This window comes from Microbispora catharanthi (assembly GCF_006334915.2).
Lineage (GTDB): Bacteria > Actinomycetota > Actinomycetes > Streptosporangiales > Streptosporangiaceae > Microbispora > Microbispora catharanthi.
Map to the genome: position 1 here is coordinate 178,845 of NZ_VDMA02000005.1, position 23,667 is coordinate 202,511.

General features: G+C 72.3%; 23 protein-coding genes. 5 read left to right on the forward strand and 18 right to left on the reverse strand.

Going from position 1 to position 23,667, the window contains the following annotated elements:
• Nucleotides 1–56: 56 nt before the first annotated feature.
• From aroH to FH610_RS11430, 8 genes are all read right to left on the reverse strand, one after another.
• Nucleotides 57–416: a chorismate mutase gene (aroH, locus tag FH610_RS11395; RefSeq protein WP_139574295.1), complete on the reverse strand. Its 360-nt coding sequence runs from the start codon at nt 414–416 to the stop codon at nt 57–59.
• A 115-nt stretch (nt 417–531) separates the two neighbouring features.
• A complete protein-coding gene (locus FH610_RS43635) occupies nt 532–2,511 on the reverse strand; it encodes a pseudouridine synthase (RefSeq protein WP_205825698.1) in 1,980 nt (659 codons plus the stop codon).
• The gene (gene scpB, locus FH610_RS11405; protein ID WP_139574296.1) at nt 2,511–3,203 is read right to left on the reverse strand and encodes an SMC-Scp complex subunit ScpB; all 693 of its coding nucleotides are present in this window, start codon (nt 3,201–3,203) and stop codon (nt 2,511–2,513) included. Before scpB ends, FH610_RS43635 begins: the two co-directional genes overlap by 1 nt.
• A gap of 97 nt (nt 3,204–3,300) precedes the next feature.
• Nucleotides 3,301–4,176 carry a segregation and condensation protein A gene (locus FH610_RS11410; protein WP_139574297.1) on the reverse strand — a complete coding sequence of 292 codons (876 nt, stop codon included), beginning with the start codon at nt 4,174–4,176 and terminating at the stop codon, nt 3,301–3,303.
• A 44-nt stretch (nt 4,177–4,220) separates the two neighbouring features.
• Nucleotides 4,221–5,108 (reverse strand): ParA family protein, encoded by an 888-nt coding sequence (locus tag FH610_RS11415; protein ID WP_139574298.1) that lies wholly within the window; start codon nt 5,106–5,108, stop codon nt 4,221–4,223.
• A 98-nt stretch (nt 5,109–5,206) separates the two neighbouring features.
• Complete coding sequence (locus tag FH610_RS11420; RefSeq protein WP_240808897.1) at nt 5,207–6,145, reverse strand: site-specific tyrosine recombinase XerD; 939 nt, start codon at nt 6,143–6,145, stop codon at nt 5,207–5,209.
• 35 nt (nt 6,146–6,180) lie between these two features.
• Nucleotides 6,181–6,792, reverse strand: coding sequence for an NUDIX domain-containing protein (locus FH610_RS11425; RefSeq protein WP_240808898.1), 612 nt, complete (start codon nt 6,790–6,792; stop codon nt 6,181–6,183).
• Between the two features lie 14 nt (nt 6,793–6,806).
• Nucleotides 6,807–8,477 carry a CTP synthase gene (locus FH610_RS11430; protein ID WP_139574300.1) on the reverse strand — a complete coding sequence of 557 codons (1,671 nt, stop codon included), beginning with the start codon at nt 8,475–8,477 and terminating at the stop codon, nt 6,807–6,809.
• 156 nt (nt 8,478–8,633) lie between these two features.
• On the opposite strand from FH610_RS11430, the gene FH610_RS11435 reads away from it, so the two are divergent.
• Both FH610_RS11435 and FH610_RS11440 read left to right on the forward strand, forming a co-directional pair.
• Nucleotides 8,634–9,329, forward strand: a complete 696-nt coding sequence (locus tag FH610_RS11435; protein WP_139574301.1) for an acyltransferase — start codon at nt 8,634–8,636, stop codon at nt 9,327–9,329.
• 100 nt (nt 9,330–9,429) lie between these two features.
• Entirely contained in the window at nt 9,430–10,017 is a 588-nt protein-coding gene (locus FH610_RS11440) for a Uma2 family endonuclease (protein ID WP_139574302.1), read from the forward strand.
• A 49-nt stretch (nt 10,018–10,066) separates the two neighbouring features.
• Here FH610_RS11440 and FH610_RS11445 read toward each other — a convergent pair whose 3' ends face one another.
• From FH610_RS11445 to uvrB, 6 genes are all read right to left on the reverse strand, one after another.
• Nucleotides 10,067–10,672, reverse strand: coding sequence for a DUF4126 domain-containing protein (locus FH610_RS11445; protein ID WP_139574303.1), 606 nt, complete (start codon nt 10,670–10,672; stop codon nt 10,067–10,069).
• Between the two features lie 189 nt (nt 10,673–10,861).
• The gene (locus FH610_RS11450; protein ID WP_205825699.1) at nt 10,862–11,449 is read right to left on the reverse strand and encodes a hypothetical protein; all 588 of its coding nucleotides are present in this window, start codon (nt 11,447–11,449) and stop codon (nt 10,862–10,864) included.
• Nucleotides 11,450–11,783: 334 nt separating this feature from the next.
• Nucleotides 11,784–13,049 (reverse strand): sensor histidine kinase, encoded by a 1,266-nt coding sequence (locus tag FH610_RS11455; protein ID WP_240808899.1) that lies wholly within the window; start codon nt 13,047–13,049, stop codon nt 11,784–11,786.
• Nucleotides 13,050–13,155: 106 nt separating this feature from the next.
• Nucleotides 13,156–13,638, reverse strand: coding sequence for an RrF2 family transcriptional regulator (locus tag FH610_RS11460; RefSeq protein ID WP_139574305.1), 483 nt, complete (start codon nt 13,636–13,638; stop codon nt 13,156–13,158).
• Between the two features lie 329 nt (nt 13,639–13,967).
• On the reverse strand, nt 13,968–14,504 hold the full coding sequence (locus FH610_RS11465; RefSeq protein ID WP_139574306.1) for a hypothetical protein: 537 nt from the start codon (nt 14,502–14,504) through the stop codon (nt 13,968–13,970).
• A 442-nt stretch (nt 14,505–14,946) separates the two neighbouring features.
• Complete coding sequence (uvrB, locus tag FH610_RS11470) at nt 14,947–17,058, reverse strand: excinuclease ABC subunit UvrB (protein WP_139574307.1); 2,112 nt, start codon at nt 17,056–17,058, stop codon at nt 14,947–14,949.
• 242 nt (nt 17,059–17,300) lie between these two features.
• Between uvrB and FH610_RS11475 the strand changes: the two genes are divergently transcribed.
• Genes FH610_RS11475 through FH610_RS11485 form a run of 3 tightly spaced genes read left to right on the forward strand, consistent with a single transcriptional unit; the run spans nt 17,301 to nt 19,812 of the window.
• Nucleotides 17,301–18,338 carry a hypothetical protein gene (locus tag FH610_RS11475; RefSeq protein ID WP_139574308.1) on the forward strand — a complete coding sequence of 346 codons (1,038 nt, stop codon included), beginning with the start codon at nt 17,301–17,303 and terminating at the stop codon, nt 18,336–18,338.
• Nucleotides 18,335–18,997, forward strand: coding sequence for a hypothetical protein (locus FH610_RS11480; RefSeq protein ID WP_139574309.1), 663 nt, complete (start codon nt 18,335–18,337; stop codon nt 18,995–18,997). Before FH610_RS11475 ends, FH610_RS11480 begins: the two co-directional genes overlap by 4 nt.
• A complete protein-coding gene (locus FH610_RS11485; protein ID WP_139574310.1) occupies nt 18,970–19,812 on the forward strand; it encodes an inositol monophosphatase family protein in 843 nt (280 codons plus the stop codon). Before FH610_RS11480 ends, FH610_RS11485 begins: the two co-directional genes overlap by 28 nt.
• A 38-nt stretch (nt 19,813–19,850) precedes the next feature.
• Here the strand turns inward: FH610_RS11485 and FH610_RS11490 are convergent, their stop codons facing one another.
• The 4 genes from FH610_RS11490 to FH610_RS11505 are packed head-to-tail and all read right to left on the reverse strand — an operon-like array spanning nt 19,851 to nt 23,639.
• A complete protein-coding gene (locus tag FH610_RS11490) occupies nt 19,851–20,456 on the reverse strand; it encodes an energy-coupling factor transporter transmembrane component T family protein (protein ID WP_139574311.1) in 606 nt (201 codons plus the stop codon).
• Complete coding sequence (locus FH610_RS11495; protein WP_139574312.1) at nt 20,453–21,127, reverse strand: energy-coupling factor ABC transporter ATP-binding protein; 675 nt, start codon at nt 21,125–21,127, stop codon at nt 20,453–20,455. The genes FH610_RS11490 and FH610_RS11495 overlap by 4 nt, the downstream gene beginning before the upstream one ends.
• Nucleotides 21,128–22,273 (reverse strand): thiolase family protein, encoded by a 1,146-nt coding sequence (locus tag FH610_RS11500; protein WP_139574313.1) that lies wholly within the window; start codon nt 22,271–22,273, stop codon nt 21,128–21,130.
• A gap of 1 nt (nt 22,274) precedes the next feature.
• Complete coding sequence (locus tag FH610_RS11505) at nt 22,275–23,639, reverse strand: AMP-binding protein (protein ID WP_240808900.1); 1,365 nt, start codon at nt 23,637–23,639, stop codon at nt 22,275–22,277.
• Nucleotides 23,640–23,667 lie beyond the last annotated feature (28 nt).

Sequence of the window (23,667 nt, forward strand, 5' to 3'; positions counted from 1 at the left end):
CCTGCCGGGCTACGCCTACCGGGCGATGTCGACCGGCGATGCCTATAGGGGGATGCTCATTGGGCGATGTCCACGCGCAGCGCCACGGCGCCGCGCAGGTACACGTGCTGGATCTCCTGCCGGGGACGGTCGGTCTGCACGTGGGCCATCAGCCGCACCACGCGCGGAAGCGCGCCCGGCACGTCGATCTCGCTCGCGCACAGCAGGGGCACGTCGTGGAACCCGAGCTTGCGCGCGGCCAGTGCGGGGAACTCGGCGGTGAGGTCGGGCGTGCACGTGAAGATCACGCTGATGACGTCGTCGGTCGTGAGGTTGTTGCGCCCCATCACCTCGGTCACCAGCTCGGTCGTCCCGGCGAGGATCGCGTCACGATCGTTGCCGTCGACCTGGATGGCTCCGCGAATCGCCCGCACCATGTCGTTCCCCTCTCGCTGGGACGGGCCGGTCTCCTACGGAGACGAGCCCGCCCCATCTACGTGACTTTCAGCCAATTCTGCCTGGCCTGCGGCTTTCGTCCGCCGCGCGGAAAGGCTACAGGCCGACCGCCGCGTACAACTCACCGATCTCCTGCACGGTGAGCGTCCGGATGGTTCCCGGCTTGAGCCGGCCGAGCTTGACCGGGCCGAACTCGATGCGGGCCAGGTCGATCACCCGGTGCCCGACCGTCTCCATCATCCGCCGGACGATGTGCTTGCGGCCCTCGTGGAGGACGACCTCGACCAGCGCCTGCTGGCCGTGCTCCTGCACCACCCGGAACTCGTCCACCTTGGCCAGGCCGTCCTCCAGCTCCACGCCCTTGCGCAGCACCTTGTGCAGGTCGCGCGGAATAGGACCCGGCACCTTGGCCCAGTACTTCTTCTGCACGCCGTAGCTCGGGTGGGTCAGCCGGTGAGCCAGCTCGCCGTCGTTGGTCAGCAGCAGCAGGCCCTCGGTCTCGGTGTCGAGACGTCCCACGTGGAACAGCCGGGGCGCGAGGTCCTGCACGTAGTCGTTCAGGCACGGCCGGCCCTCGGGGTCGTCCATCGTGCTCACCACGCCGATCGGCTTGTTGAGCGCGTAGTAAACGGTCTCCGAGGACGTCGGGATGCGCTTGCCGTCGACCCGGATGACCTGCTTGGCGGGATCGACGCGCGCGCCGAAGCGGCGCACCGTCTGTCCGTCCACCGACACCCGGCCGTCGCCGATCATCTCCTCACACGCCCGCCGGCTGGCCACCCCGGCCTGGGCGAGCACCTTCTGCAGCCGCTCACCGCCCGCCACCTCGGTCGTGTCGCGCTCGTCGGTGTAGTCCTCGTCGTAGAAGTCCGGGTCGCGCAGCGGCTGCCGGGACGTCTTGAACGGGTTGCTCACCGGGCCGCTCGCGCCGGGGCTCTTGAGACCTCCCGCGGGCCGCGCCGCGCCGCGCGAGCCTCCGCCGGCTCCGGCGCCGCCAAACCGGCCGCGCCCGCCGCCCAGACGGCCGATCGTCTGCACCTCGTCGCGGCTCGCGCGGCCCCTGCCGCCGCCGCGCGCCGCGCGGAAGTCGCCGCGCTCGGGCCGCGCGCTCCGTGCCTCGCGGTCCCCGCGCTCACTCCGTGCCCCACGGTCGCCGCGCGCGCCCCCTGTCTCACGGTCGCCGCGCGCGCCCCCTGTCTCACGGTCGCCGCGTCCGCTCCATCCCTCACGGTCGCCGCGTCCGCTCCGTGCCCCACGGTCGCCGCGCTCCTCGTCGCGGAAGGCCGCCCGCCTCGGCTCACGCGTCGTCTCGTAACCGCCGTCGCGGTCACGCGGCCGGTCCCGGCCGCCCTCCGGCCTGCCGTACCGGCCGCGCGAACCGGTCCCCTCCGTACGGAACGACGGACGGTCGGCGGAGAACGCGTCCCGGGCACCGCGCTCCCGGCCGGAATTGCGATCACGGTCGAAGTCACGCTCGAAGCCACGGCCGCCGTCGCGGTCTGACCCGCGATCGAACCCACGGCCGGACCCGCGGTCTGACCCGCGATCGAAGCCACGGCCGCCGTCACGATCGCCGGAACGGCCGCCCTCGGGCCTGCCGTACCTGCCGCGAGAACCGCCCCGCTCGCCGCGGAAGGGGGCCCGGTCGTCGTCGCGATACCGCTCGCCGCCGGAACGCGCGTCGCGGCGGCCGGTGTCACCGTAACGGCCCGTGTCATTGTGACGACCGGTGTCACCGTAACGGCCGCGGGAGCGGTCGTCGCGGCCGTCGCCGGAACGGCGGTCGCCGTACCGGTCGCCGCGCGGGGCCTCCTCGTCGCGGAACCGCCTGGAGTCCGGCCTGTCGGACCGGGAGTCGGACCGGGAGTCGGGCCGGGAGTCGGACCTTGAGTCGGACCTGGAGTCGAAACCGTACCCGGACCGGGAACCAGGGACGCGGGAACCGCCGCGCCGGTCGCCCTGGGGGCGGAAGCCGCCGGATCCGCCACGGGATCCACGCGAGCTCGCGCCCTGCTGACCGGTGCTCCGGCTCCGACCGCGTCCCTCACCGGACGGGGTGCCACGCCTGTTGTTCACTACTTCTGCTCCTCAAGAATTTCCACGTCGTCCGGGAGGAACGGGGCGAGTTCGGGAAGCTCGTCGAGGCTCCGCAGCCCCAGTCTCTCCAGGAAGTAACTCGTCGTCCGGTAGAGCACTGCCTGGCTCTCCGGGTCGGTTCCGGCCTCTTCCACGAGGCCGCGTGCGACCAGCGTCCGCATGACGCCGTCGCTGCTCACGCCGCGCACCGCCGCCACCCGGGCCCGGCTGACCGGCTGCCGGTAGGCGACCACGGCGAGGGTCTCCAGCGCGGCCTGCGTCAGCCGCGCCTGCTGGCCGTCCCTGACGAACCTCTCCACCAGCGCGGCGCATTCCGCCCTGGTGTAGAAGCGCCAGCCTCCGGCCACCTCTCGCAGGTCGAAACCCCGTCCGGCGGCCGTGTATTCCTCCGACAGCGCGCGGAGCGCGGCGGCGACCTCCGCAGTCGGGCGTTCCAGCACCTGAGCGAGGGTCACCTCGGCGACCGGCTCGTCCACCACCATCAGGATCGCCTCGAGGGCCGCGGCGAGCGTGAGCCCCTCGCCCGGCGGCTCCGCCTCGGGCTCCCGGGCGACGGGGACCGGATCCGGCGATCCGAGGCCGGACGCGAGCGCGCCGCCGTCCCGCCCCGTCACATCGCCGGCGGAGCCGGAGAGGTCGTCGCCGGAACCGGGGGTGTCGCTCGCTTCCATCGCTCCTCGCTCGTCGTACGGGTCACGTCTCCGTCGCACCGCTCATCCGGCGTCCTGATTCGGCGCGGCCTCGAGTGGTCGGCCCTGGCGGGCCGCCTCACTCGTCCCGTGCGGCCGCCGCCTCGGCAGGCCGCTCCTCGCGCCGGCCCTCGTCGTAGTCGTCGCCCACCGTGACGTCGCCGTCGGCGGTTCCCGTCCAGGTGACGTACAGGTCGCCGAGCGGTTCGACCTGTTCGAAGGAGACCGCGGCCTCCCGGAACAGCTCAAGGACGGCCAGGAAGCGGGCGACGATCTCGAACGTCCCCGAGCAGTCGGCGGTCAGCGCCCGGAAGGTCGCCGTGTGCAGCCGCCTCAGCCGCTCGACAAGAATAGCGGCTTGCTCCCTGACGCTGGCCAGCGGTTGGTAGATGTGCGAGACCGACACCGACGGCGGCGCCTTGGGAGTGAAGGCCCGTGCCGCGATCTTGGCGAGTTGCTCGGGCCCGATGCCGAGCACGAGTTCCGGCAGCAGGTCGGCGAAGCGCTTTTCCATCGGCACGGCGCGCGGGAAGCGCAGCGCCTCCTCCGCCATCCGGCCGGCGAAGATCTTCGCGACCTCCTTGTACGCCCGATACTGCAGCAGACGCGCGAACAGCAGGTCGCGGGCCTCCAGCAGGGCGAGGTCCTCCTCGTCCTCGACCTCTCCGGTGGGCAGCAGCCGGGCCGCCTTGAGGTCGAGCAGGGTCGCCGCGACGAGCAGGAAACGGCTCGTCTGGTCGAGGTCCCACTCCGGGCCCCGCGACCGGATGTACGCGATGAACTCGTCGGTGACCTTGTGCAGGGACACCTCGGTGATGTCCAGCTTGTGCTTGGAGATCAGCCCCAGCAGCAGGTCGAACGGCCCTTCGAAGACGTCCAGGTGCACCTGGAAGCCGCTCGGAGCGCTCTCCTCGCTCCCCTGGTCGGTCTCCTGGCCGGTCGTCACACCTGCCATTGTCCCCTACCGGCGCGATCGCGCGGCACCTAACGGCATCACTGTCAAACGCGGGCGGGCCACCTGGCCAGCAGCTCGCGGGCCAGCTCACGGTAGGCGGTGGCGCCCATCGAGCCGGGGTCGAACTGCGTGATCGGCTCCCCCGCCAGGGTGGCGTCGGGGAAGCGAACCGTCCGGTTGATGACCGTGTGGAACACCTTGTCGCCGAAGCCCTGCATGATCGTCTGCAGCACCTCGCGGGCGTGCAGCGTCCGGGGGTCGTACATCGTGGCGAGCAGGCCGTCGATCTCCAGGCTCTTGTTGAGCCGCTCCTGGACCTTGCCGATCGACTCCATCAGCAGCGCGACGCCGCGCAGCGCGAAGAACTCGCACTCCAGCGGGATGATCACGCTGTGCGCGCAGGTCAGCGCGTTGACCGTCAGCAGGCCGAGGGACGGCTGGCAGTCGATCAGGCAGATGTCGTAGTGCGGCAGCAGGGGTTCCAGCACCCGTTGCAGGGCGTACTCCCTGGCCACCTCGTTGACGAGCCGGATCTCCGCGCCGGACAGGAAGATGTTGCTCGGCAGGAGCTGCATGCCCTCGACGGTGGTGTCGAGCAGCACGTCCTCGACCGTGACGTCGGGCTCCTCCATGATCAGCTCGTAGACCGTCGCCTCGAGCGGCCGGGGGTCGATGCCGAGACCGACCGACAGCGCGCCCTGCGGGTCGAAGTCCACGAGCAGGACCCGCTGGCCGACCTCGGCGAGCGCGGCGCCCAGGTTGATCGTGGTCGTCGTCTTGCCGACGCCGCCCTTCTGGTTCACCATCGCGACGATGCGCGCGGGCCCGTGCGACTCCGGCGGGGTCGGATCGGGGAACACCGGACGGGGACGGCCGGTAGGCCCGATCGCGCCGGGAGCCCCCACCCACGTCCCCTCTGTGGTCGCAGTCACCTGTTGGTCCTCCCTGACGGCCCTCGAACCTGATCGAATCTAAAGGGTAGGCACGTGGTCGGCAAGGCGGCGCGCCAAAGGCCCGCGAGATGGGCCTTCTAATGCAGCGCGCGGGGATGCGCCGCCGCGTAGACCTCCCGGAGCTTGTCGACCGTCACCAGGGTGTACACCTGCGTGGTGGTCACCGAGGCGTGGCCGAGCAACTCTTGGACAACCCTAACGTCGGCGCCCCCGTCCAGGAGGTGGGTTGCGAACGAATGGCGCAACATGTGCGGCGATACACCAGAAAGTCCGGCTCGTTCCGCCGCCGCCTGCAGCACCTCCCAGGCGCCCTGCCGCGTGAGCCTTCCGCCCCGCGCGTTGAGGAACAGCGCGGGCGTTCCCCGGCCGTGCGCCGCCAGCCGGGGCCTGGCCCTGACCAGGTACGCGTCGAGCGCCTGGCGGGCGAAGCGGCCGAGCGGCACGATCCTGGTCCGCCCGCCCTTGCCGCGCAGCCACACCTGGTCCTGGTCCCCGTCGTGGTCATGGTCTTCGTCGTGCGCCGGCCCCGTGGGCACGTCGTCCACCGCCAGCCCTACGGCCTCCGAGATCCGGGCGCCCGTGCCGTACAGGACCTCCAGCAGCGCGCGGTTGCGCAGGGCGAGCGGCGAGTCCTCCGGGCCGCAGGCGGCGATGAGCCGCTCGACCTCCGCGACGGTGATCGCCTTGGGAAGCCGCCGGAGCTGGCGCGGCGGGCGCACCTCGTGCGCGGGGTCGTGCCCGGCCACCCCCTCGCGCAGGGCGAAGCGGTGCAGCCCGCGTACGGCCGACACGGCGCGGGCGGCCGAGCTGGCGACCAGCGCCGGGTGGTCCTCGTCGCCCTCCCGCAGCGCGGCGAGGAAGGCGACCACGTCCGACTCCGCGACCTGCGCGAACGTCTCGAGCCCGCGCGCCCGGAGGTGTTCGACGTATCGGCGCAGGTCGCGCCGGTAGGAGGCGAGCGTGTTGGCAGACAGCCCTCGCTCCACCGCCAGATGGGCGAGGTAGCTGGACAGCACCGCCTCGGGCTCGCTCAGGACGTCTCCCTACGGAATCATGCCTCCGGCGCGTCGGCGGGACGAAGGCCCTTGAATCCGTCGGCGGAAGCAGCGTATGCGGCGAGGATACCGGCGACCGCAGGAGAATTGTGGATCATTCCGCTCAGCACCTTGTCGACCGCCGCACCCAGGGGAATCCAGGCCGCCGGCATGTCGGTCTCCTCGTGGTGGCGCACGTACGTGTTCTCCTCGTCGGGGATCGGCTCCACGTCGCGGGCCAGGAAGACCCGGATCCGCTCGTCCGACATGCCCGGGGAGGTGCGCAGGTCGACCAGCGTGTGCCACGTGCGCGCCCGGTAGGCGGCCTCCTCGGCGAGCTCGCGCGCCGCGCACTCCACCAGCGGCTCGCCCGGCACGTCGCGGATGCCGGCCGGCAGCTCCCACAGCAGGCGCCGCGCCGGATGCCGGTACTGGCGGATCAGCAGCACGCGGTCCTCGTCGTCGAGGGCGAGCACCGCGACCGAGCCGGGGTGGACGACGTAGTCGCGGTCGGCGGTCACCCCGCCGGGCATCTCCACCGTGTCGGTGCGCACCGTGATGATCCGCCCGGCGAAGTGCTCGGCGGAGGCGACGACGTTCCAGGACTCCTCGGCGTCTTCGACGTTCACCGTGTTCTCCTCGGTCACTTGGCCCGGCCCGCCTTCGCCACGTTCTCCCGCCGGCCCGCGTACTCCAGCGCGGCCTGCACCAGCCCCTTGAACAGGGGGTGCGACCGGGTCGGGCGGGAGCGGAACTCCGGATGGGCCTGCGTGCCGATGAAGAACGGGTGCTGGTCGGTGGCCAGCTCGGCGTACTCGACGAGGCGGCCGTCGGGCGACAGGCCGGAGAACACCATGCCGACCTTCTCCAGCCGCTCCCGATAGGAGTTGTTCACCTCGTAGCGGTGCCGGTGGCGCTCCTCCACCTTGGCCTTGCCGTACAGGCGGCGGGCCAGCGAGCCCTCCACGAGCTTGGCCGGGTAGAGGCCGAGCCGCATGGTGCCGCCCATGTCGCGCTCACCGGCGACGACGTCCTTCTGGTCGGCCATGGTGGAGATGACCGGGTTGATGGTCTCGGGGTCGAACTCGGTGCTGTCGGCGTCCTCGATCCCGGCCAGGTTGCGGGCCGCGTCGATGACGATGCACTGCATGCCGAGGCAGATGCCGAGCAGGGGGACGCGCTGCTCCCGGGCGTGCCGTACGGCGCCGACCTTGCCCTCGATGCCGCGCACGCCGAAGCCGCCGGGGATCAGCACGCCGTCGACCCCGTCCAGCTCGCGGGCCGCGCCCTCGGGGGTCTCGCAGTCGTCGCTCTTGACCCACCGGATGTTGACCCGCGCGTCGTTGGCGAAGCCGCCGGCGCGCAGCGCCTCGGTGACCGACAGGTACGCGTCGGGCAGGTCGATGTACTTGCCGACCAGCGCGATCGTGACCTCCTTGGCCGGGCGGTGGACCCGGCGCAGGAGCTGGTCCCACTCGGTCCAGTCCACGTCGCGGAACGGCAGGCCGAGCCGGCGCACCACGTACGCGTCGAGGCCCTCGGCGTGCAGGACCTTCGGGATGTCGTAGATCGAGGCCGCGTCGACGGCGGAGACCACGGCGTCCTCGTCCACGTCGCACATCAGGCTGATCTTGCGCTTGAGCGAGGTGGTGATCGGGCGGTCGGAGCGGCAGACGATCGCGTCGGGCTGGATGCCGATGCTGCGCAGCGCGGCGACCGAGTGCTGCGTGGGCTTGGTCTTCAGCTCCCCGCTCGGGCCGATGTACGGCAGCAGGGAGACGTGCAGGAAGAAGACGTTGTCGCGGCCGACCTCGTGGCGGACCTGCCGGACGGCCTCCAGGAACGGGAGCGACTCGATGTCGCCGACCGTGCCGCCGACCTCGGTGATGACCACGTCGACGTCCGGGCCCGCCATGCCGCGGATGCGGTCCTTGATCTCGTTGGTGATGTGCGGGATGACCTGGACGGTGTCGCCCAGGTACTCGCCGCGCCGCTCCTTGGCGATCACGTTCGAGTAGACCTGGCCGGTGGTGACGTTGGCGGAGCCGTGCAGCTCGGTGTCGAGGAAGCGCTCGTAGTGGCCGATGTCGAGGTCCGTCTCGGCCCCGTCGTCGGTGACGAACACCTCGCCGTGCTGGAAGGGGTTCATCGTGCCGGGGTCGACGTTGAGATAGGGATCGAGCTTCTGCATCGTGACGCGAAGGCCGCGAAGCTTGAGGAGACGACCGAGGCTGGAGGCCGTCAGTCCCTTGCCGAGACTGGAGGCGACGCCGCCGGTGACGAACAGATGCTTGGTTTGTGCGGCGCTGCGCAAGAAGAGCTCCCGTGGTCGATGTCGATCCGGCCGTCCGGTTTGGACGCCGCGATGCCCACGGGCTCTCAGAATATCAAACGTCGGGCAACATTGGGCTTGCCACGTGCACTAACCCGCCATAGCGGACAAGCCGACCTAACGGTAACTTGTCGCGTTATGTCGTTCGTGAAGCGCGCCGTCGGCCGTCTGGTCCACCGGGGGTGGGCCTATGTGCGGGAGGCCGCGGCGATCAGCCCGGCCGCCCAGGGCGGCTATCGGTTCCGCAGCATGGGCGAGGGAGTGTGCCTGTCCTTCCCCCAGGGCGCCATCTTCGGCGAGCAGTGGATCGAGATCGGCTCGCACACGCTCGTCGGGGAGCGGGTGTCGATCTCCGCCGGCATGGGCCCCGGCGTGGACCTCGGGCCCGACTCGATCGTGCGGATCGGCCGGGGCTGCTCGATCGGCAGGGGCAGCCACATCGTCGGCCACCAGTCCATCGACATCGGCGACGACGTCTTCACCGGCCCCTACGTCTACATCACCGACCAGAACCACGTGTACGACGACCCCGAGACGCCCATCGGGCGGCAGTGGCCGCGCAACAAGCCGGTCTCCATCGGCTCGGGATCCTGGATCGGGACGGGGGCGATCATCCTGCCGGGGACGCGCATCGGCCGCCAGTCGGTGGTCGCGGGCGGCGCCGTGGTGCGCGGGGAGTTCCCCGATCACTCGGTCATCGCCGGCGTCCCCGCCAAGGTCGTCCGGCGGCACTCCCCCGACCTCGGCTGGCACAGCCCCTCCGCCGCCCGCCTCACCTCTCCCCTTCCCGCCGACCCCCGCCCCCGGCCCGAGCGCGAGTCACGTACGGCCTAGCCGGTCGCTGGCAACCTCTCGCCGAATGAGTCGCCTATGACTACGGTGGGTGGCAGGATTGTCATGCCTAGTGATCGCCCTAGGGAGAGGAGGACGCCGGATGACCGCAGCTTTCCCCGAGTGGTTTTACCCCGGTCCGCCGGGCGGATGGACCGCCGACATGCTCGACCATCTTCCCCCTGACGCCCCCGCGCACGTCGAGCTGATCGATGGGTCCCTCATCATGATGTCTCCCCAGACCAACTTTCATATGTTGATGGTCAACCTGCTGGTCGACCGCGAGCGCGGAATCCGGCCACCAGGTCATCTCGCGGTTGCCAGGGAGATGTCGATAACTCTGGGCCTGCGGCAGCGACCGGAACCGGACGTCCTTGTCGTCAACAGGGAGGCAGTCTCTGATCTGCGCAGAACCTCCTACCGCCCCGAGGAGGTTCACCTTGTCGTCGAGGTGGTGTCGCCCGACTCGGAGGAGCGGGACCGCACGACCAAGCCGATCAAGTACTCGGATGCCGGGATCAGATATCTCTGGCGCGTCGAGCTGGAGGACCAGGAACCGGTCGCGTACACGTTCGAGCTGGAGCCGAGCGTCAAGGCGTATGTGCCGACCGGGATCCACCGCAAGCGCCTCACGACCTATGTCGGCTTCGACGTGGACATCGACCTGGACCTGAGCCCGTTCATCGGCTGACCCACCCTGCCGGGCGTCGGCCGCGAGGCTCGGGTGCCGCGACCGCCGGTCAGCCGGGCGGCGCGGCGGCCCGGGCGCGGCGGGCCGCCCGGTAGCGCCGCACCCTGCGGATGAGCCGCCAGGCCACGAACGCCAGCACGGCCAGCGCCACCACCACCAGGACAGGCAGGAAGATCGCGATCAGGCTCATGCCGAGCGAGCCCACGTCCTCGACCGTGCTGACGACCGGCGCGCCCACGCCCGCCGTGGTGGCGTTCACCACCGGCCGCGCCGATGCCTTGATCACATGCACGGCGAGCGCGACGGCGATGCCCAGCACCCAGCCGACCGCCGGGTGCTCGGCCATCCACGCCGAGTTGTCGACCTTCGCCGCGGCCGCCGTGGCGCTGAAGACCACGCCGCCCGACGCGGGCCGCACCGCCGTCTGGATCATGTCGTTGACGTGGTCGACCACGGGCACCTTGTCGAGGACGAACTCGGCGACCAGCAGCACGGCGACGATCGCGAGGACCCAGGTGTCGGACAGCCAGGCGTACTCGGCCGGCAGCCGCACGGCGTCGGTGACCCGCGCGAGCACGCCGACGAGCAGCAACGGGATGTACGCGTTGAGCCCGGCCGCGGTCGACAGTCCGAGCCCGGTGAGCGCCGCGAACATGAGCAACCTCCTCCGGACGGCGGGACAATCCCGCCTTCCCGTCAACGGACGGCCCCGGCGCCGTGTCCCCGGTTACTACCGCGAATCGGGCTCACGACACCCCACAGGCATGAGCCGGGCGCGGGCACCGGACCGGCGGCTCGGTGCGGCCGGTCTGCCCGGCCGCCCGGTCGATGCCCGGAGGCGCCGTCAGCCTGTCGCGGCGGCGAGTTCGTCGATCGCCGTGGCGACGTCCTCGGCCCGGGCGCCGCGCTTCACCAGCGCGCCCAGGCGCTGCGCCTGCTCTCTCGTGGGGAGGAAGCCGGCCAGCATGGCGGGCAGGAGCAGGCGTCTGGCGAGCACCTCGGGCGTGGAGACGCCCTCGGGCCGCCGGACCACCGAGACGTTCACCCGGATTGCGTGCTCGTTACCCGGCGGCACCCCGGGACGGTCGGTCTCCCTGGCGACGTAACGCATGCCGTGCGCCACGTCGCAGCGCGGGCACCCCGCCCGGCGGCCCAGCGGGCCGCCGCACTCGTCGCAGGCCAGGCGGTCGAGCGCGGCGTCGACCACGCGCCAGTCATGCCGGTCCGGCTCGTCGGCCACCATCTCGGCGATCGCCCGCTCGCCGTCGGGCGTGACCCGGTCGCCGAACTCGCGCAGGAGGAAGTCCCGCCAGCCCTCTTCCACGATGGCGTCGACCAGTTCCGCGCACCGCGGGCAATCGGGGGCACCGCCGTACTCCCAGCCGCCACAGGACGGGCACCGCCGCAGCGGCTCCCCCACCGCAGGTCGCATGGCCACCTCCCGGTGGACGTCCCCGCCCGTCCGCCGCACCGGGCGGGTCGTCGCCGGGGATTGCATCATGGACGCGGACCGGCCGGGCCGCGCCGGTCGTGATCGACCCGGCCACCAGGCTAGGTGTGCCGCTCGCCACGGGCGAACGCTTTTCCGTCGCCTGATCCGCCTGGGGGACATCACGGCGTGACCTCTTCGACGGGGGGCGCGTAGGCCCCTTCCGATACCCGTGTCGACAACGGTGCGCGGGGGAACGCATGAACCCAAGTCACGGCAGGAAACGCCATGCCGCGCGCCGGCGCAGCAGCGCCACCCGCTCGGCAGGGCCGGAGCTTCACTCCCAGGCGTCACCCGACGCGGTCGCGCTCATGGACCGGCCTGGCGGTCGGCGCGCGGGCCAGATGTTCCTCCTGGGCTTGACGGCGGTTTTCCGGGGCGCGACGGTCCCTTCCCCTGCGGCTCCCGCCGTTCCCGCCAGCGGCAGCATCAGAACGAACCGGGCGCCTACCGGCGAGTCCTCGATGCGCAGGGTGCCCTTGTGGGCGCGGGCGATGTCGCGAGAGATGGCGAGGCCGAGTCCGCTGCCGCCGGAATCCCGGCGACGTGCCTCGTCCAGGCGGACGAAACGTTCGAAGACACGCTCGCGGTCCGCCGGGGGGACGCCCGCCCCGTCGTCGGTGACCGCCACAAGAGCCTGGCCGTCCACCGAGTCGACCGATACCGTGACGGCGCTGACCGCATGCCGCCGCGCGTTGCTCAAGAGGTTGCCGACCACTCGGGCCAACTGGATCCGGGAGCCGCGGACTCGCACGTCGCCGACCGCCCGAACGCGCACCGGCACCCCGGAGCCCAGGGCCGACACCTCCTCCGTCACCAGCGCGCCGAGCTCCACCAGCTCCGGCGGCGCCGCATCGGCGCCGCGCATCCGGGTCAGCAGCAACAGGTCGTCGACGATCGCCTCGAGCCGGCCGGTGGCCCGTAAGGCTCCCTGGATGGTGTCGCGCGGGTCGACGTCGTCGGGGTAGAGGAGAGCCTCCTCCAGTCGTGCCCGCAGGCCGGCGATCGGCGTCCTGAGCTCATGGGAGGTGGTGGAGGCGAACTGACGCTCCCGCTCCACCGGGCGAAGGGTCCGGCCGACCGCCCACCACGTCATCCAGGCCACCGGAACCAAGATCAAGACACCGCCCGCGGCGATGACGTACTCCAGAGTGTGCGTGGCAAGGAGGGACGGCTGCGCCGTGCCGGCGTAGACGACCGGCGAGTCCGCCGCGGGAGAGACCCGATTGGCCATGAGCATGACACACCGGTCCTGCCCGGAGCACTCGGTGCGCTCTTGGAGGCGATCGTCGGCCGGAGGCCGCAGCGTGCTGAGCGGCCGCATGCCCGCGGCCTCCCGGCTGGAGTCGACGACCCTGCCGCGGGCGTCCACGAGCTGGACGAGGGTGATGTCGGTGAGGGTGGGGATCGGACGCGGCACGGCGCCGTTGCGCGCCGCCGCGCTCCATCGTGCGGCGACCTGCTCGGCCGCGAAGAAGACTTCGTTCTGGATTCTGTAGCGGACCGCCAGGTCGAGGGCGACGCCTCCCACGACCAGAGCCACCAGTAAGAGCCCTGCCGCGGCGATCGTGGAGCGCGCTTGTATGGAGTGCGAGTTCACATCCGGTTTCCCCTCCCTAGTACCGGCGAATGGTTCTATTTCGGGACGATCAGTTCTGCGCGTACCAGCGCCGGATCGCCTCCCCCGCCTGGGGCGCACGACGGTCCGCCGCGGCCTGCACGTCGGCCAGAGTCTGCGCGGCAAGCGCTCGCCGCCACGCCATCTCGGCCTTGCGCATGGCGGTCGAGACCGCGCACGGGGTGCGGAACTGCCACTCGGGCCTCTCCGCCCCGGCCCCACGCCGCCGGATCTCCGTGCACTGGAACGCCTCGCCAGATCCTTCGATCGCCGTGACGACGTCCATGACCGTGATCTCCTCCAGGGGCCGGGCCAGCCGGAACCCGCCCCTCACCCCCGGAGTGGATGTCATGATCCCCGCCTTGGCCAGCGCCTGGAGTTGCTTGTTGAGGTATGCGGACGGCAGCTCGAATCCGGCGGCGAGCTTCGCCGTCGAAACCGGCACCTCGTTGCCGAGCCATGCCAGCGTCAGGCAACAGTGCATCGCCCACTCGACGCCCTCACTCATCCGCATAACCTGGATACTACACATCCAGGATTGAGGCCGGGAGCCGTCGTGCCTGGTCAGGAGTGGTGCCGCCGCCATTCGTGGGACCGATCAACCGTATGGAGTGCACCCGGGTGAGGACGTAGCGGTGGCGAGCATGGCCAGGAGTCCCGGCTCCACGGGTGCGGAGCCCGCGCGAGCGGCGTGAGGACGAGCGAGACGGGGGTGTGCCGAGCGAGGCGGGGATGTGCCGAGCGAGGCGGGGATGTGCCGGGCGAGGCGGGGGTGAGCCGGGCGACGAGACATCGCGTCGGATCCGGCCGGCCCTCGGGCCGGAGTGCGGGTCAGTCGCCGCCCTAGGGGGCAGGCTCAAGCCCCAGCACGGCGGTGTCACCCGCGACCTGCGCGACCCGTAGGGCGACGTCGCCGATGCGGCCCGGCCTGGTCGTGCTGATCGTCACCGCTCCCCTGACCCGGCAGCGGTCGTTGTAGCAACTCCGGCTGATGCTGATGTTCGCGCCGTCGACGACCGTCGAGGTGCCGGTGAAGGCGAGCCTGACGGCGTTTCCCCGCAGGCCCACCACGGTGATCTCGTCCACGCCCAGTTTAGGGTCGATCGGGATGATGTCTCCCTCACGCACCCGCACCTCGCAGTCGCCGTCCCGGCACCCGGCGAGGTCGCTCGGCGTCACCGACGGGCTGGGCATCGGCGACGCTGCGGGCGTCACGGACGGGTTGGTCGCAACCGGGGCGAACGTGACCGGCCTGCTCACCGGCACCGCGGCGAACGACCGCGCCGGAACCTCGCCGCAACCGGCGAGGAGCGCGGTCACCGACCCCGCGGTGAGCACGAGGCGGGCGGCAGGGCTGGACGCGGTGGTCGTCGAACGCATGATTTCCCCGATTGCCACAGACGGATTCGCCCGACGGGAACCGCTCGAATAGGCCGCTCCCATGACGCGTGGACGTGAATCCGCGCGCCGACGAATGCCTTCCCCGCAACAGACCAGGTCAACCGCGCCCGGAGCCGCGCCGCGCTCATTTCCTCGCAGCCGACAGCGCTTTCAGTGGGATAAGTACGCCAAAACTCCGCACTTCGCTTACCAGCGGTTCCAGCGCACAATTCACTGAATTTCGCCGAAATTCGCGGCACGGGTGCCGGCCCGGGCGATGCCGCCTGCTCGGCTCGCCCGGGCCGGCGGGCCCGGGCGGTCACGATTCGGTAGTGCAGGTCACCAACCGACCGTGCACTCATCGCCCGATCATGAGCGCTCGCCGCGCTCAGGCGGCCTTACTGCGCGCTCGCTGGGCGGTGATCGCGCGGTCGCTGAGCCGTCACTTCACGCCGGCCTCGCGCATGTCGCGGACCTCCCGCTTGAGCTCCTTGATCTCATCGCGCAGCCGGGCCGCCACCTCGAACTGCAGGTCGGCGGCGGCGTTGTGCATCTGCTCGGTCAGCGACTCGATCAGCGACTCCAACTGGGCCCGCGGCATCTCCCCCGCGATCGCCTTCGCGTGCTGGCCGGCCCCGCGGGACGCGAGGCCCGGCACCGGCGCCTTGCCGCGAGACTGCTGACGCCCGGCGCCGCCGAGAAGCTGGGCGGTGTCGGCGTCCTCGCGGACCAGGCTGTCCAGGATGTCGGCGATCTTCTTGCGCAGCGGCTGCGGGTCGATGCCGTGCGCCTCGTTGTAGGCGATCTGCTTGGCCCGGCGCCGGTTGGTCTCCTCGATCGCCCGCTCCATGCTCGGGGTGATCTTGTCGGCGTACATGTGGACCTGGCCGGACACGTTGCGGGCCGCGCGGCCGATCGTCTGGATGAGCGAGGTCTCCGAACGCAGGAAGCCCTCCTTGTCGGCGTCGAGGATCGACACCAGCGACACCTCGGGCAGGTCGAGGCCCTCACGCAGCAGGTTGATGCCGACCAGCACGTCGAACTCGCCCATGCGCAGCTCGCGCAGCAGCTCGATCCGGCGCAGCGTGTCGACCTCGCTGTGCAGGTAGCGGACCCGGATGCCGTTGTCGAGCAGGTAGTCGGTGAGGTCCTCGGCCATCTTCTTGGTCAGCGTGGTGACCAGGACTCGCTCGTCCCGCTCCGCCCGGGCCCGGATCTCCTCCATGAGGTCGTCGATCTGGCCCTTGGTGGGCTTGATGATCACCTCGGGGTCCACCAGGCCGGTGGGGCGGATGACCTGCTCCACCACCTCGCCCTTGCTGCGGCCCAGCTCGTACGGACCCGGTGTGGCGGACAGGTAGACGGTCTGGCCGATGCGCTTCAGGAACTCCTCCCACTTCAGCGGGCGGTTGTCCATCGCCGACGGCAGGCGGAACCCGTGGTCGACCAGCGTGCGCTTGCGCGAGGCGTCGCCCTCGTACATCGCGCCGATCTGGGGGACGGTCTGGTGCGACTCGTCCAGCACGAGCAGGAAGTCGTCGGGGAAGAAGTCGAGCAGCGTGTGCGGCGCGCTGCCCGCCTCGCGGCCGTCGATGTGCCGCGAGTAGTTCTCGATGCCGGCGCAGGTGCCGACCTGGCGCATCATCTCGATGTCGTAGGTGGTGCGCATGCGTAGCCGCTGGGCTTCCAGCAGCTTGCCCTGCCGCTCCAGATCGGCGAGCCGCTCGGCCAGCTCCGCCTCGATGCCGGCGATCGCCCGCTCCATCCGCTCGGGGCCGGCCACGTAGTGGGAGGCCGGGAAGATGTGCAGCTCGTCGTCCTCGGCGACGACCTCGCCGGTCAGCGGATGCAGCGTCGCCAGCTTCTCGATCTCGTCGCCGAACATCTCGATGCGGACGGCCAGCTCCTGGTAGACCGGGATGACCTCGACCGTGTCGCCGCGCACCCGGAACGTGCCCCGGGTGAAGGACAGGTCGTTGCGGGTGTACTGCATGTCGACCAGCCTGCGCAGCAGCTGGTCGCGCTCGATCTGCTGACCGACCTTGAGCCCGACCATCCGGTCCACGTACTCCTGCGGCGTGCCCAGGCCGTAGATGCAGGAGACCGAGGCGACCACCACCACATCGCGGCGCGACACCAGCGACCAGGTCGCCGAGTGGCGCAGCCGCTCGACCTCCTCGTTGATCGAGGAGTCCTTCTCGATGTAGGTGTCGCTCTGCGGGACGTACGCCTCGGGCTGGTAGTAGTCGTAGTAGGACACGAAGTACTCGACCGCGTTGTTGGGCAGCATCTCGCGCAGCTCGTTGGCGAACTGGGCGGCGAGCGTCTTGTTCGGCTGCATGACCAGCGTCGGGCGCTGCACCCTCTCGATGAGCCACGCCACCGACGCGGTCTTGCCTGTGCCGGTCGCACCGAGCAGGACCGTGTCCTTCTCACCGGCGTTGACCCGGCGCTCCAGCTCCGCGATCGCCGTGGGCTGGTCGCCGGACGGTGTCATGTCGGTGACGACCTGGAAGGGCGCGACCTTCCGCTTCAGGTCCATCATGGATGTCATCGCCCGCTCAGCTCCTCACTCGCCCCGTCCACCGGCGCGGGCGGGCGCACGGAGACACTCGCGCCCGCTCCGGTTCACATGCATAACCTACGCGCGGCCACCGACAATTCCGGTCCCGATGCCCGCTCCGCCCCTCGCTTCCGGGGCGACCCGCCCTATCAGGCGAACCCTTTGCCGGACCATGACCCTGTCGTTACGATTCGAGTCGGGGGCCGACACTGACGGGATGGCGGGGCTGACCTATGGCGGGGTTGCGGAGTGCCGTCGGCCAGTCGCTCGCGTGGGCGGCCAAGAACGTCGACGGGGCCATCGCCCTCGTCCTGGCCGTGGCGGTGGGTGTCCTCGGCGTGCTGCCCGATCGCGTGATCCCCGACGAGGTGAAGACGCAGCTCGTCAGCGGCACCACACTGGTCGTCCTGGCCCTGGTCGCGACCGCGCTGCTGCGCGACCGGGTTCGGCAGGAGCCCGTCGAGGAGGCCATGCACGCGACTTCCGGCGTCCTCGCGCGGCTGCCCGAGCGCCTGGACCGCCTCGAGGAGCTGGAGGACCTGGTCGCGGGCACCCGCCGGGCTCTGGAGGACATGACGGTCATCCGCATCCTGGGCAGCCAGCACGAGATCGCGCAGGCGCACGCGGACGCCCGGAGGGGCACCGACCGCTGGACGTTCAAGGGCGGCACCGGCACCTACATGCGCGCCGTCACGCTGCCCGAGTGCGTGGCCGCCGCACGGCGCGAGAAGCGGCACCTCACGGTCCGCCTGGAGATCATCGACCCGACGGACGAGGCGGTGTGCGAGAGCTACGCGCACTACCGCAGGTCGCTGTCGGACCGCCCGGACGGCACCGGTGAGCTGTGGACGACCGACCGGGCCAGGAAGGAGTCGTACGCGAGCGTCCTGGCCGCGTTCTGGTATCGCCAGCGGTACGGCCTGCTCGACATCGCGGTGGGGCTCTCGCCGGTCATGACGACCTTCCGCTGGGACATGTCCGGCCGCGCCCTGATCATGACGTCCGAGGACCCCAACCGGGCCATCATCGCCTTCAGCGGCTCGTTCTTCTACGAGAGCTGCGGCACCGAGCTGCGCACGAGCTTCGAGCAGGCCCGCCGCGTGGCGATCGACCGATTCCGGTCGGTGCCACTGAGCGACGAGCCGACCGTCGAGGAGGTCCGCAGGCTGTTCGACCGCGTCGACCTCCCCCTGCCCAAGTCGTTCACCGACCGCGACGTGGTCGAGGTCACCCGCAAGGCGCTGCGCGCCAAGGATCCGTACGCGCCATGAGGTATGGGGACGTGCTCGACGTGCTCGCCGGCGGCGGCGTCCGCGAGTGGGCCCTCGGCGTGCTCGGCGAGATCGCAGAGGGTGGCTCGCGCGGGTCGCGCGTGCGGGGCGTGCGGCATCCGCTGGGGTTCCTCTGCCTGCCGCTGGTCCGCGAGGGAGACCTCGGGGTGTGCGTGCATGTGTGGACCGCCGCCGCGCGGCGCGCCCGCAGCACCACCTCCCAGGTCCACTGCCACAGCTGGGACCTGGTCAGCCACGTCCTGTACGGCCAGGTGCGCAACGTCCACGCCGTGGTGACCGACACCACCCGGTCTCCCACCCACCGCGTCTTCGAGGTGGTCAGCACGCCGTCGGGCGACGTCGTCCACCCCACCCCGAGGACCGTGGCGTACGCCCCGGGGCGCGCCGAGCTGTTCGGCGCCGGGGACACCTACACGCTCGTCGCGGGCGCCTTCCACAGCAGCGACATCCCCGAGGACGGCGAGGCCGCCACCGTGGCGCTCGGCCGCGGCCGGCCGGGCCTCGGGGACCTGTCGCTCGGGCCGCTCGCCACGCCCCTCCACCACGTCAGGCGGGAACGCCTCGACGACGCCGAGACCGCACGTGCCGCCGAGCTGGCCAGGAGGAACCTGTGGACCTCGAACACGCCAGGCGGGTAGCCGTCGAGGCCGCCCTGGCCGCCGGGGCCGTGCTGCGCGAGAGCGCCCCGGGAGCGGTCGCCGTCCACGACAAGGGCGGGTCGGGCGACGTCGTGACCGATCTCGACCTGGCCGCCGAGAAGCTGATCCTCGACCGCATCCGGGCCGAGTTCCCCTCCCACCGGATCGTGGCCGAGGAGTCGGGCGTCCACGGCGGTGCCCGTCCGGACGGCGGATGGACCTGGCTGGTCGACCCGCTCGACGGCACGAACAACGTGGCCATCGGCCTTCCCGCGTACGTCGTGGGCCTGGCGCTGTGCGCCGGCGGCCGCCCGGTGCTCGGGGTGGTCCACGAGCCGCTCTCCGGCCGCACCTGGTCGGCCGTCAGCGGCGCCGGGGCCCGAGGGCCGGCGGGGCCGCTGACCGGGCCGCCGAGCCGCGACCTCCGGCACGGGCCGGTGCTGGCCTGGACGCAGGGCCACGGGGTCTCCCGGCTGGACCCGGCGGCGCGGTCGCTGAAGATGACGATGGACGCCCGCGCCCGGCGGGTGCTCCAGCTCTGGGCGCCGCTGATGTGCTGGGCCATGCTCGCGCGGGGCGACATCGACGGCATGATCGGCTACCGCGCGGAGGGACTCGACCTGCCCGCCGGGGCCCTGATCGCACGCGAGGCCGGTGTGGAGATCCGCACGCTCGACGGCGGGCCGTTCGAGGCGTCCGCCGAGGGCCCGCCCGAGGACCGCAGCTTCGTCGCCGCGCCGCCCGCCCTGGTCGGGGACCTGCTCGACCTGGTCGCCGAGGCCCGCCGGCTGGCGCCCGCCCTGCCGCCGCTCTGACTCGCCGCCGACCCCGAGAGTCAGTCGTCGAGACCCGTTCAGTCGTCGAGGCCACGCGCGGCGAGCGCCTCGCCCAGCGCGTCGGCGTGCCGCAGGGCGCCCACCACCAGCGGGACGGCGAAGGCGCGCGGGCTCCGCTCGACCCCTCTCGCGCGCTGGGCCTCCCGCACCCGGCTGACCAGATCCGCGATCACCGGCACGCTGCGCAGCGTGAGGGACAGCAGCAGCGACAGGCGGAACGGGTCGAGGCCGGCGAACCTGGCGGGCGCGAGGCAGCGCTCCAGGCAGACCATGAGGGCGCTGGTGCGCGTCGTGAGGGTGACCAGCCCGGCCAGGGCGACGGCGAGCACGACCCGGAGCGTCGAGGACGCCGCCGTGGGCAGGTCCGCGAACACCAGCTGCACGCCGAACAGGGCCACGGCGAACCAGCGGACGGGCCGCACCTGCGCCCAGGCCGCCGCGACGCCGACGCCGGAGACGACGTACAGCAGCACGACGGCGGCAGCGGCGCCCGCGAGCGCCGCGGGCGAGCGCAGCAGCAGGAACGCCGTGCAGGACGCGGCGAGCCCGGCGAGCTTGGCCCCGGCGGGCAGCCGGTGCAGGAGCGAATCTCCGGGCACGTAGGCGCCCGTGAGCCCGCTCACGCCATCATCTTCCTGTAGTGGCCGATCGCGGCGGCGGGCTCGGCGTCGGCGACGATCCGCCCCTCGTCGATCACGAGCACGCGGTCGAAGTCCTCCAGCAGCGGGAGGTCGTGGGTCACCACGACCACCTGCTGCGGAAGAGTCCGGAGCAGCGCGGCGACCTGCCGGGAGTGACGCAGGTCGAGCAGCGTGGTCGGCTCGTCCATGACCAGGATCTCCGGTTCGAGCACCAGGACCGAGCAGAGGGCGAGCAGCTGCTTCTGGCCGCCGGACAGGTGATGCGCGGGGTGGTCGGCGTGCTCCCCCAGGCCGTACCTCTCCAGGATCTCCCGCACCCGGCGCTCGACCTCCTCGCGCGTCAGCCCCTTGCGGCGCAGCGAGAAGGCCACATCCTCGGCCACCGTGGGCATCACGATCTGCGCGTCCGGGTCGGTGAACAGGAACCCCACGCCGCGCCTGATGCGGGCCGCGTGGCGGCGGGTGTCGAGCCCGGACACCGTGACGGTGCCCGAGCACGGCAGGACCAGGCCGTTGACGAGGCGGGCGAGCGTGCTCTTGCCCGAGCCGTTGGCTCCGACCACGCCCACGCGGCGCTCGGTCAGCGAGGCCGTGACGCCGCGCAGCACCTCGCGCTGCCCGAGCCGCACATGGACGTCCTCCAGCCGGATCACTCACACCACCTCGAACAGGGCGGCGATGCCGAGACCGCCGCCGACCGCGACCGCCGCGAGGCCCAGGGTCCCCGGCGGCGCCCCGAGGAGCCGGCTGAACAGCCGGGTCACCACCACCGCTCCGCTCGCGCCCCAGGGGTGGCCGAGGGCGAGCGCGCCCCCGTCGGCGCACACGCGGCCCGCGTCCGCGCCGAGAGGGTCGAGGCCGAGCGCATCGGTGACCGCGAGCACCTGCGCCGCGAACGCCTCCACGATCTCCACCGCCGCCACCCTCTCCAGGTCCGCTCCGGCCCGCCGCAGCACGCGCCGTACGGCGGGCACCGGTCCCCACCCGGGGAGCGCGGGGTCGCAGCCGGCGACGGCGCCGGCCAGCAGGCGCAGACCGGGCAGACCGGCCGCCGCGCGGAGCCGCTCGGGCACGACCGCGACCGCCGCGGCGCCGTCGCTCACCGGGGAGGAGTTGCCGGCCGTCACCGTACCGCCCGGCACGAACGCGGCGGGCAGCCGGGCCAGCGACCGCGGCCGCAGCACGCGCGGCCGCTGGTCGTCCGTCCGGCCGCCGATCGGGACGATCTCGCGCGTGAACCGTCCGGCCTCCCGTGCGGCCAGCGCCAGGGCGTGGCTCCGGCAGGCGTACGCGTCCTGGCGTTCCCTGGTCACGCCGCGCGCGGCGGCGAGCGCCTCGGCGGCCGGGCCCATGTCCGGGTCGGGGTGCCCTTCCGGGGCGAACGGCGCCCGCTCGTACGGCACGCCCGGCTCTCCCTCCCCCCGGCGAACCCGCAGCGGAGCGGTGGAGGCGCTCTCGACGCCCCCGGCGACGACGAGGTCCGCCTCGCCGCAGCGGACCGCCTGCGCGGCCAGCAGGATCGCGGCGAGCCCGCTGCCGCACTGCCGGTCGACGGTGACGCCGGGCACCTCGTGACCCAGCCCGGCGGCCAGCGCGCAGACCCGGGCGAGGTTGCCCCCGGGCCCCGTGCAGTTGCCCAGCACCACGTCGTCCACCGGGACGCCGAGAGGCGCCACCTCGCGGGCGACCGCCTCGATGACGGGCGCGGCGAGTCTGTCGGCCGTCAGGCTCCGGAACGCGTGGCCGGCGGTGCCGATGGGGGTGCGGCGGGCCGCCACGACGACCGCGTGCTCGTCCATGTCAGGCGAGCCGCCGCAGGCCGGGATCGTCGCCGGCGGCGAGACGGGCGGCGACGAGGCCGCGGGCCGGCTTCCCGGTGGGGGTCCTGGGCAGGGACGCGGCGGCGTACCAGCGCCGGGGCCGCTGGGCCGGGTCGAGTTCGGCGCGCGCCGCCGCCTCCAGCGCGGCCCTCACGACGTCCTCGCCCTCGACGACCGCGGTGACCACGGCGCCCAGGTAGGGGTGCGGCGTGCCGACCACGACCACGTCGTCCACTCCCGGCACCTTCCTCAGCACCTCCTCGACGTCCTCGGGCACCACCGTGGCGCCGCCGGTCTGGATCGCGCCGTCGCCCCGGCCGCGCAGCCGCAGGACCTCGCCGGGCCGGTGCGGCTCCGCCAGGTCGCCGACCGTCATCCAGCCGCCGTCATCCTGCCGCAGGGGGCCGGTCGCGCCGGCCAGGTAACCCTCGCAGAGCCACGGGGAGCGCACCCACACCTCGCCCAGAACCTGCCCGGGCGGCACCCTGACGTCGATCTCGACGCCGGGGAACGGCCGCAGCCCGGCGCCGTCGGCGTCCACGGCGACGAACGACAGCTCGGTGGCGCCGTAATAGGAGACCACACGCACTCCGGCCGCCGCTGCCCGGGTCCTGGCGGCGGCGTCCAGGGCGGCCCCGCCGACCACGGCGGTGCGCAGCGGGCCTCCGGCCGCATCGTGGCCGGCTTCCAGGGCGTCCAGCACGGCCGGCAGGCGGTGGGGCACCACGTGGACGACGGTGGCCCGTCGCAACTGATCCGCCAGCAGGGACGGGGACCACCGGCCGGGGACCACGGCGGTCGCGCCCGCCGCCAGGGTGTGCACGGCGGCGAAGCCGTACAGGGAGGAGACCAGCGGACCGGGGATCAGCACGACGTCGCCGGGGCCGATCCCGGTCATCTCGTCGAGCTGGCCGAACGACCCGGTCCACGAGGCCCGGCCGCGCACCACGGCGCGGGGCCTGCCGGTGCTGCCGGAGCTGAAGCAGGCCCAGGTGAGGTCGTCCGGCGCGGGACGGTGCCGTACGGGCGGGCCGTCCGCCTCCGGCAGCGGGTCGTCGAAGCGGGCGGCGACCGGCACCGCGGCCATGACCTGCGCCCGCCGTTCCTCGCTCCAGGCGTGGTCGCACAGCAGCGGCGTGGCCCCCGCCAGGTCGGCGGCGAGCACGGCGACGAGCAGGGCCACCGGGTCGGCCTGGGCGACCGCGACAAGCGCGCCGCGCCCGATGCCTTCGCCGGCCAGACCACGGGCGGCGCGGCCTGCCCGGGACGCGAGTTCGGCGTAGCTGAGGTCGCCTCCGGGACCGGACACCGCGATCCGGTCCGGGGCGGCCGAGGCGTGTCGCATCACCTGCGCGGCTACCGGCACGGGCGCG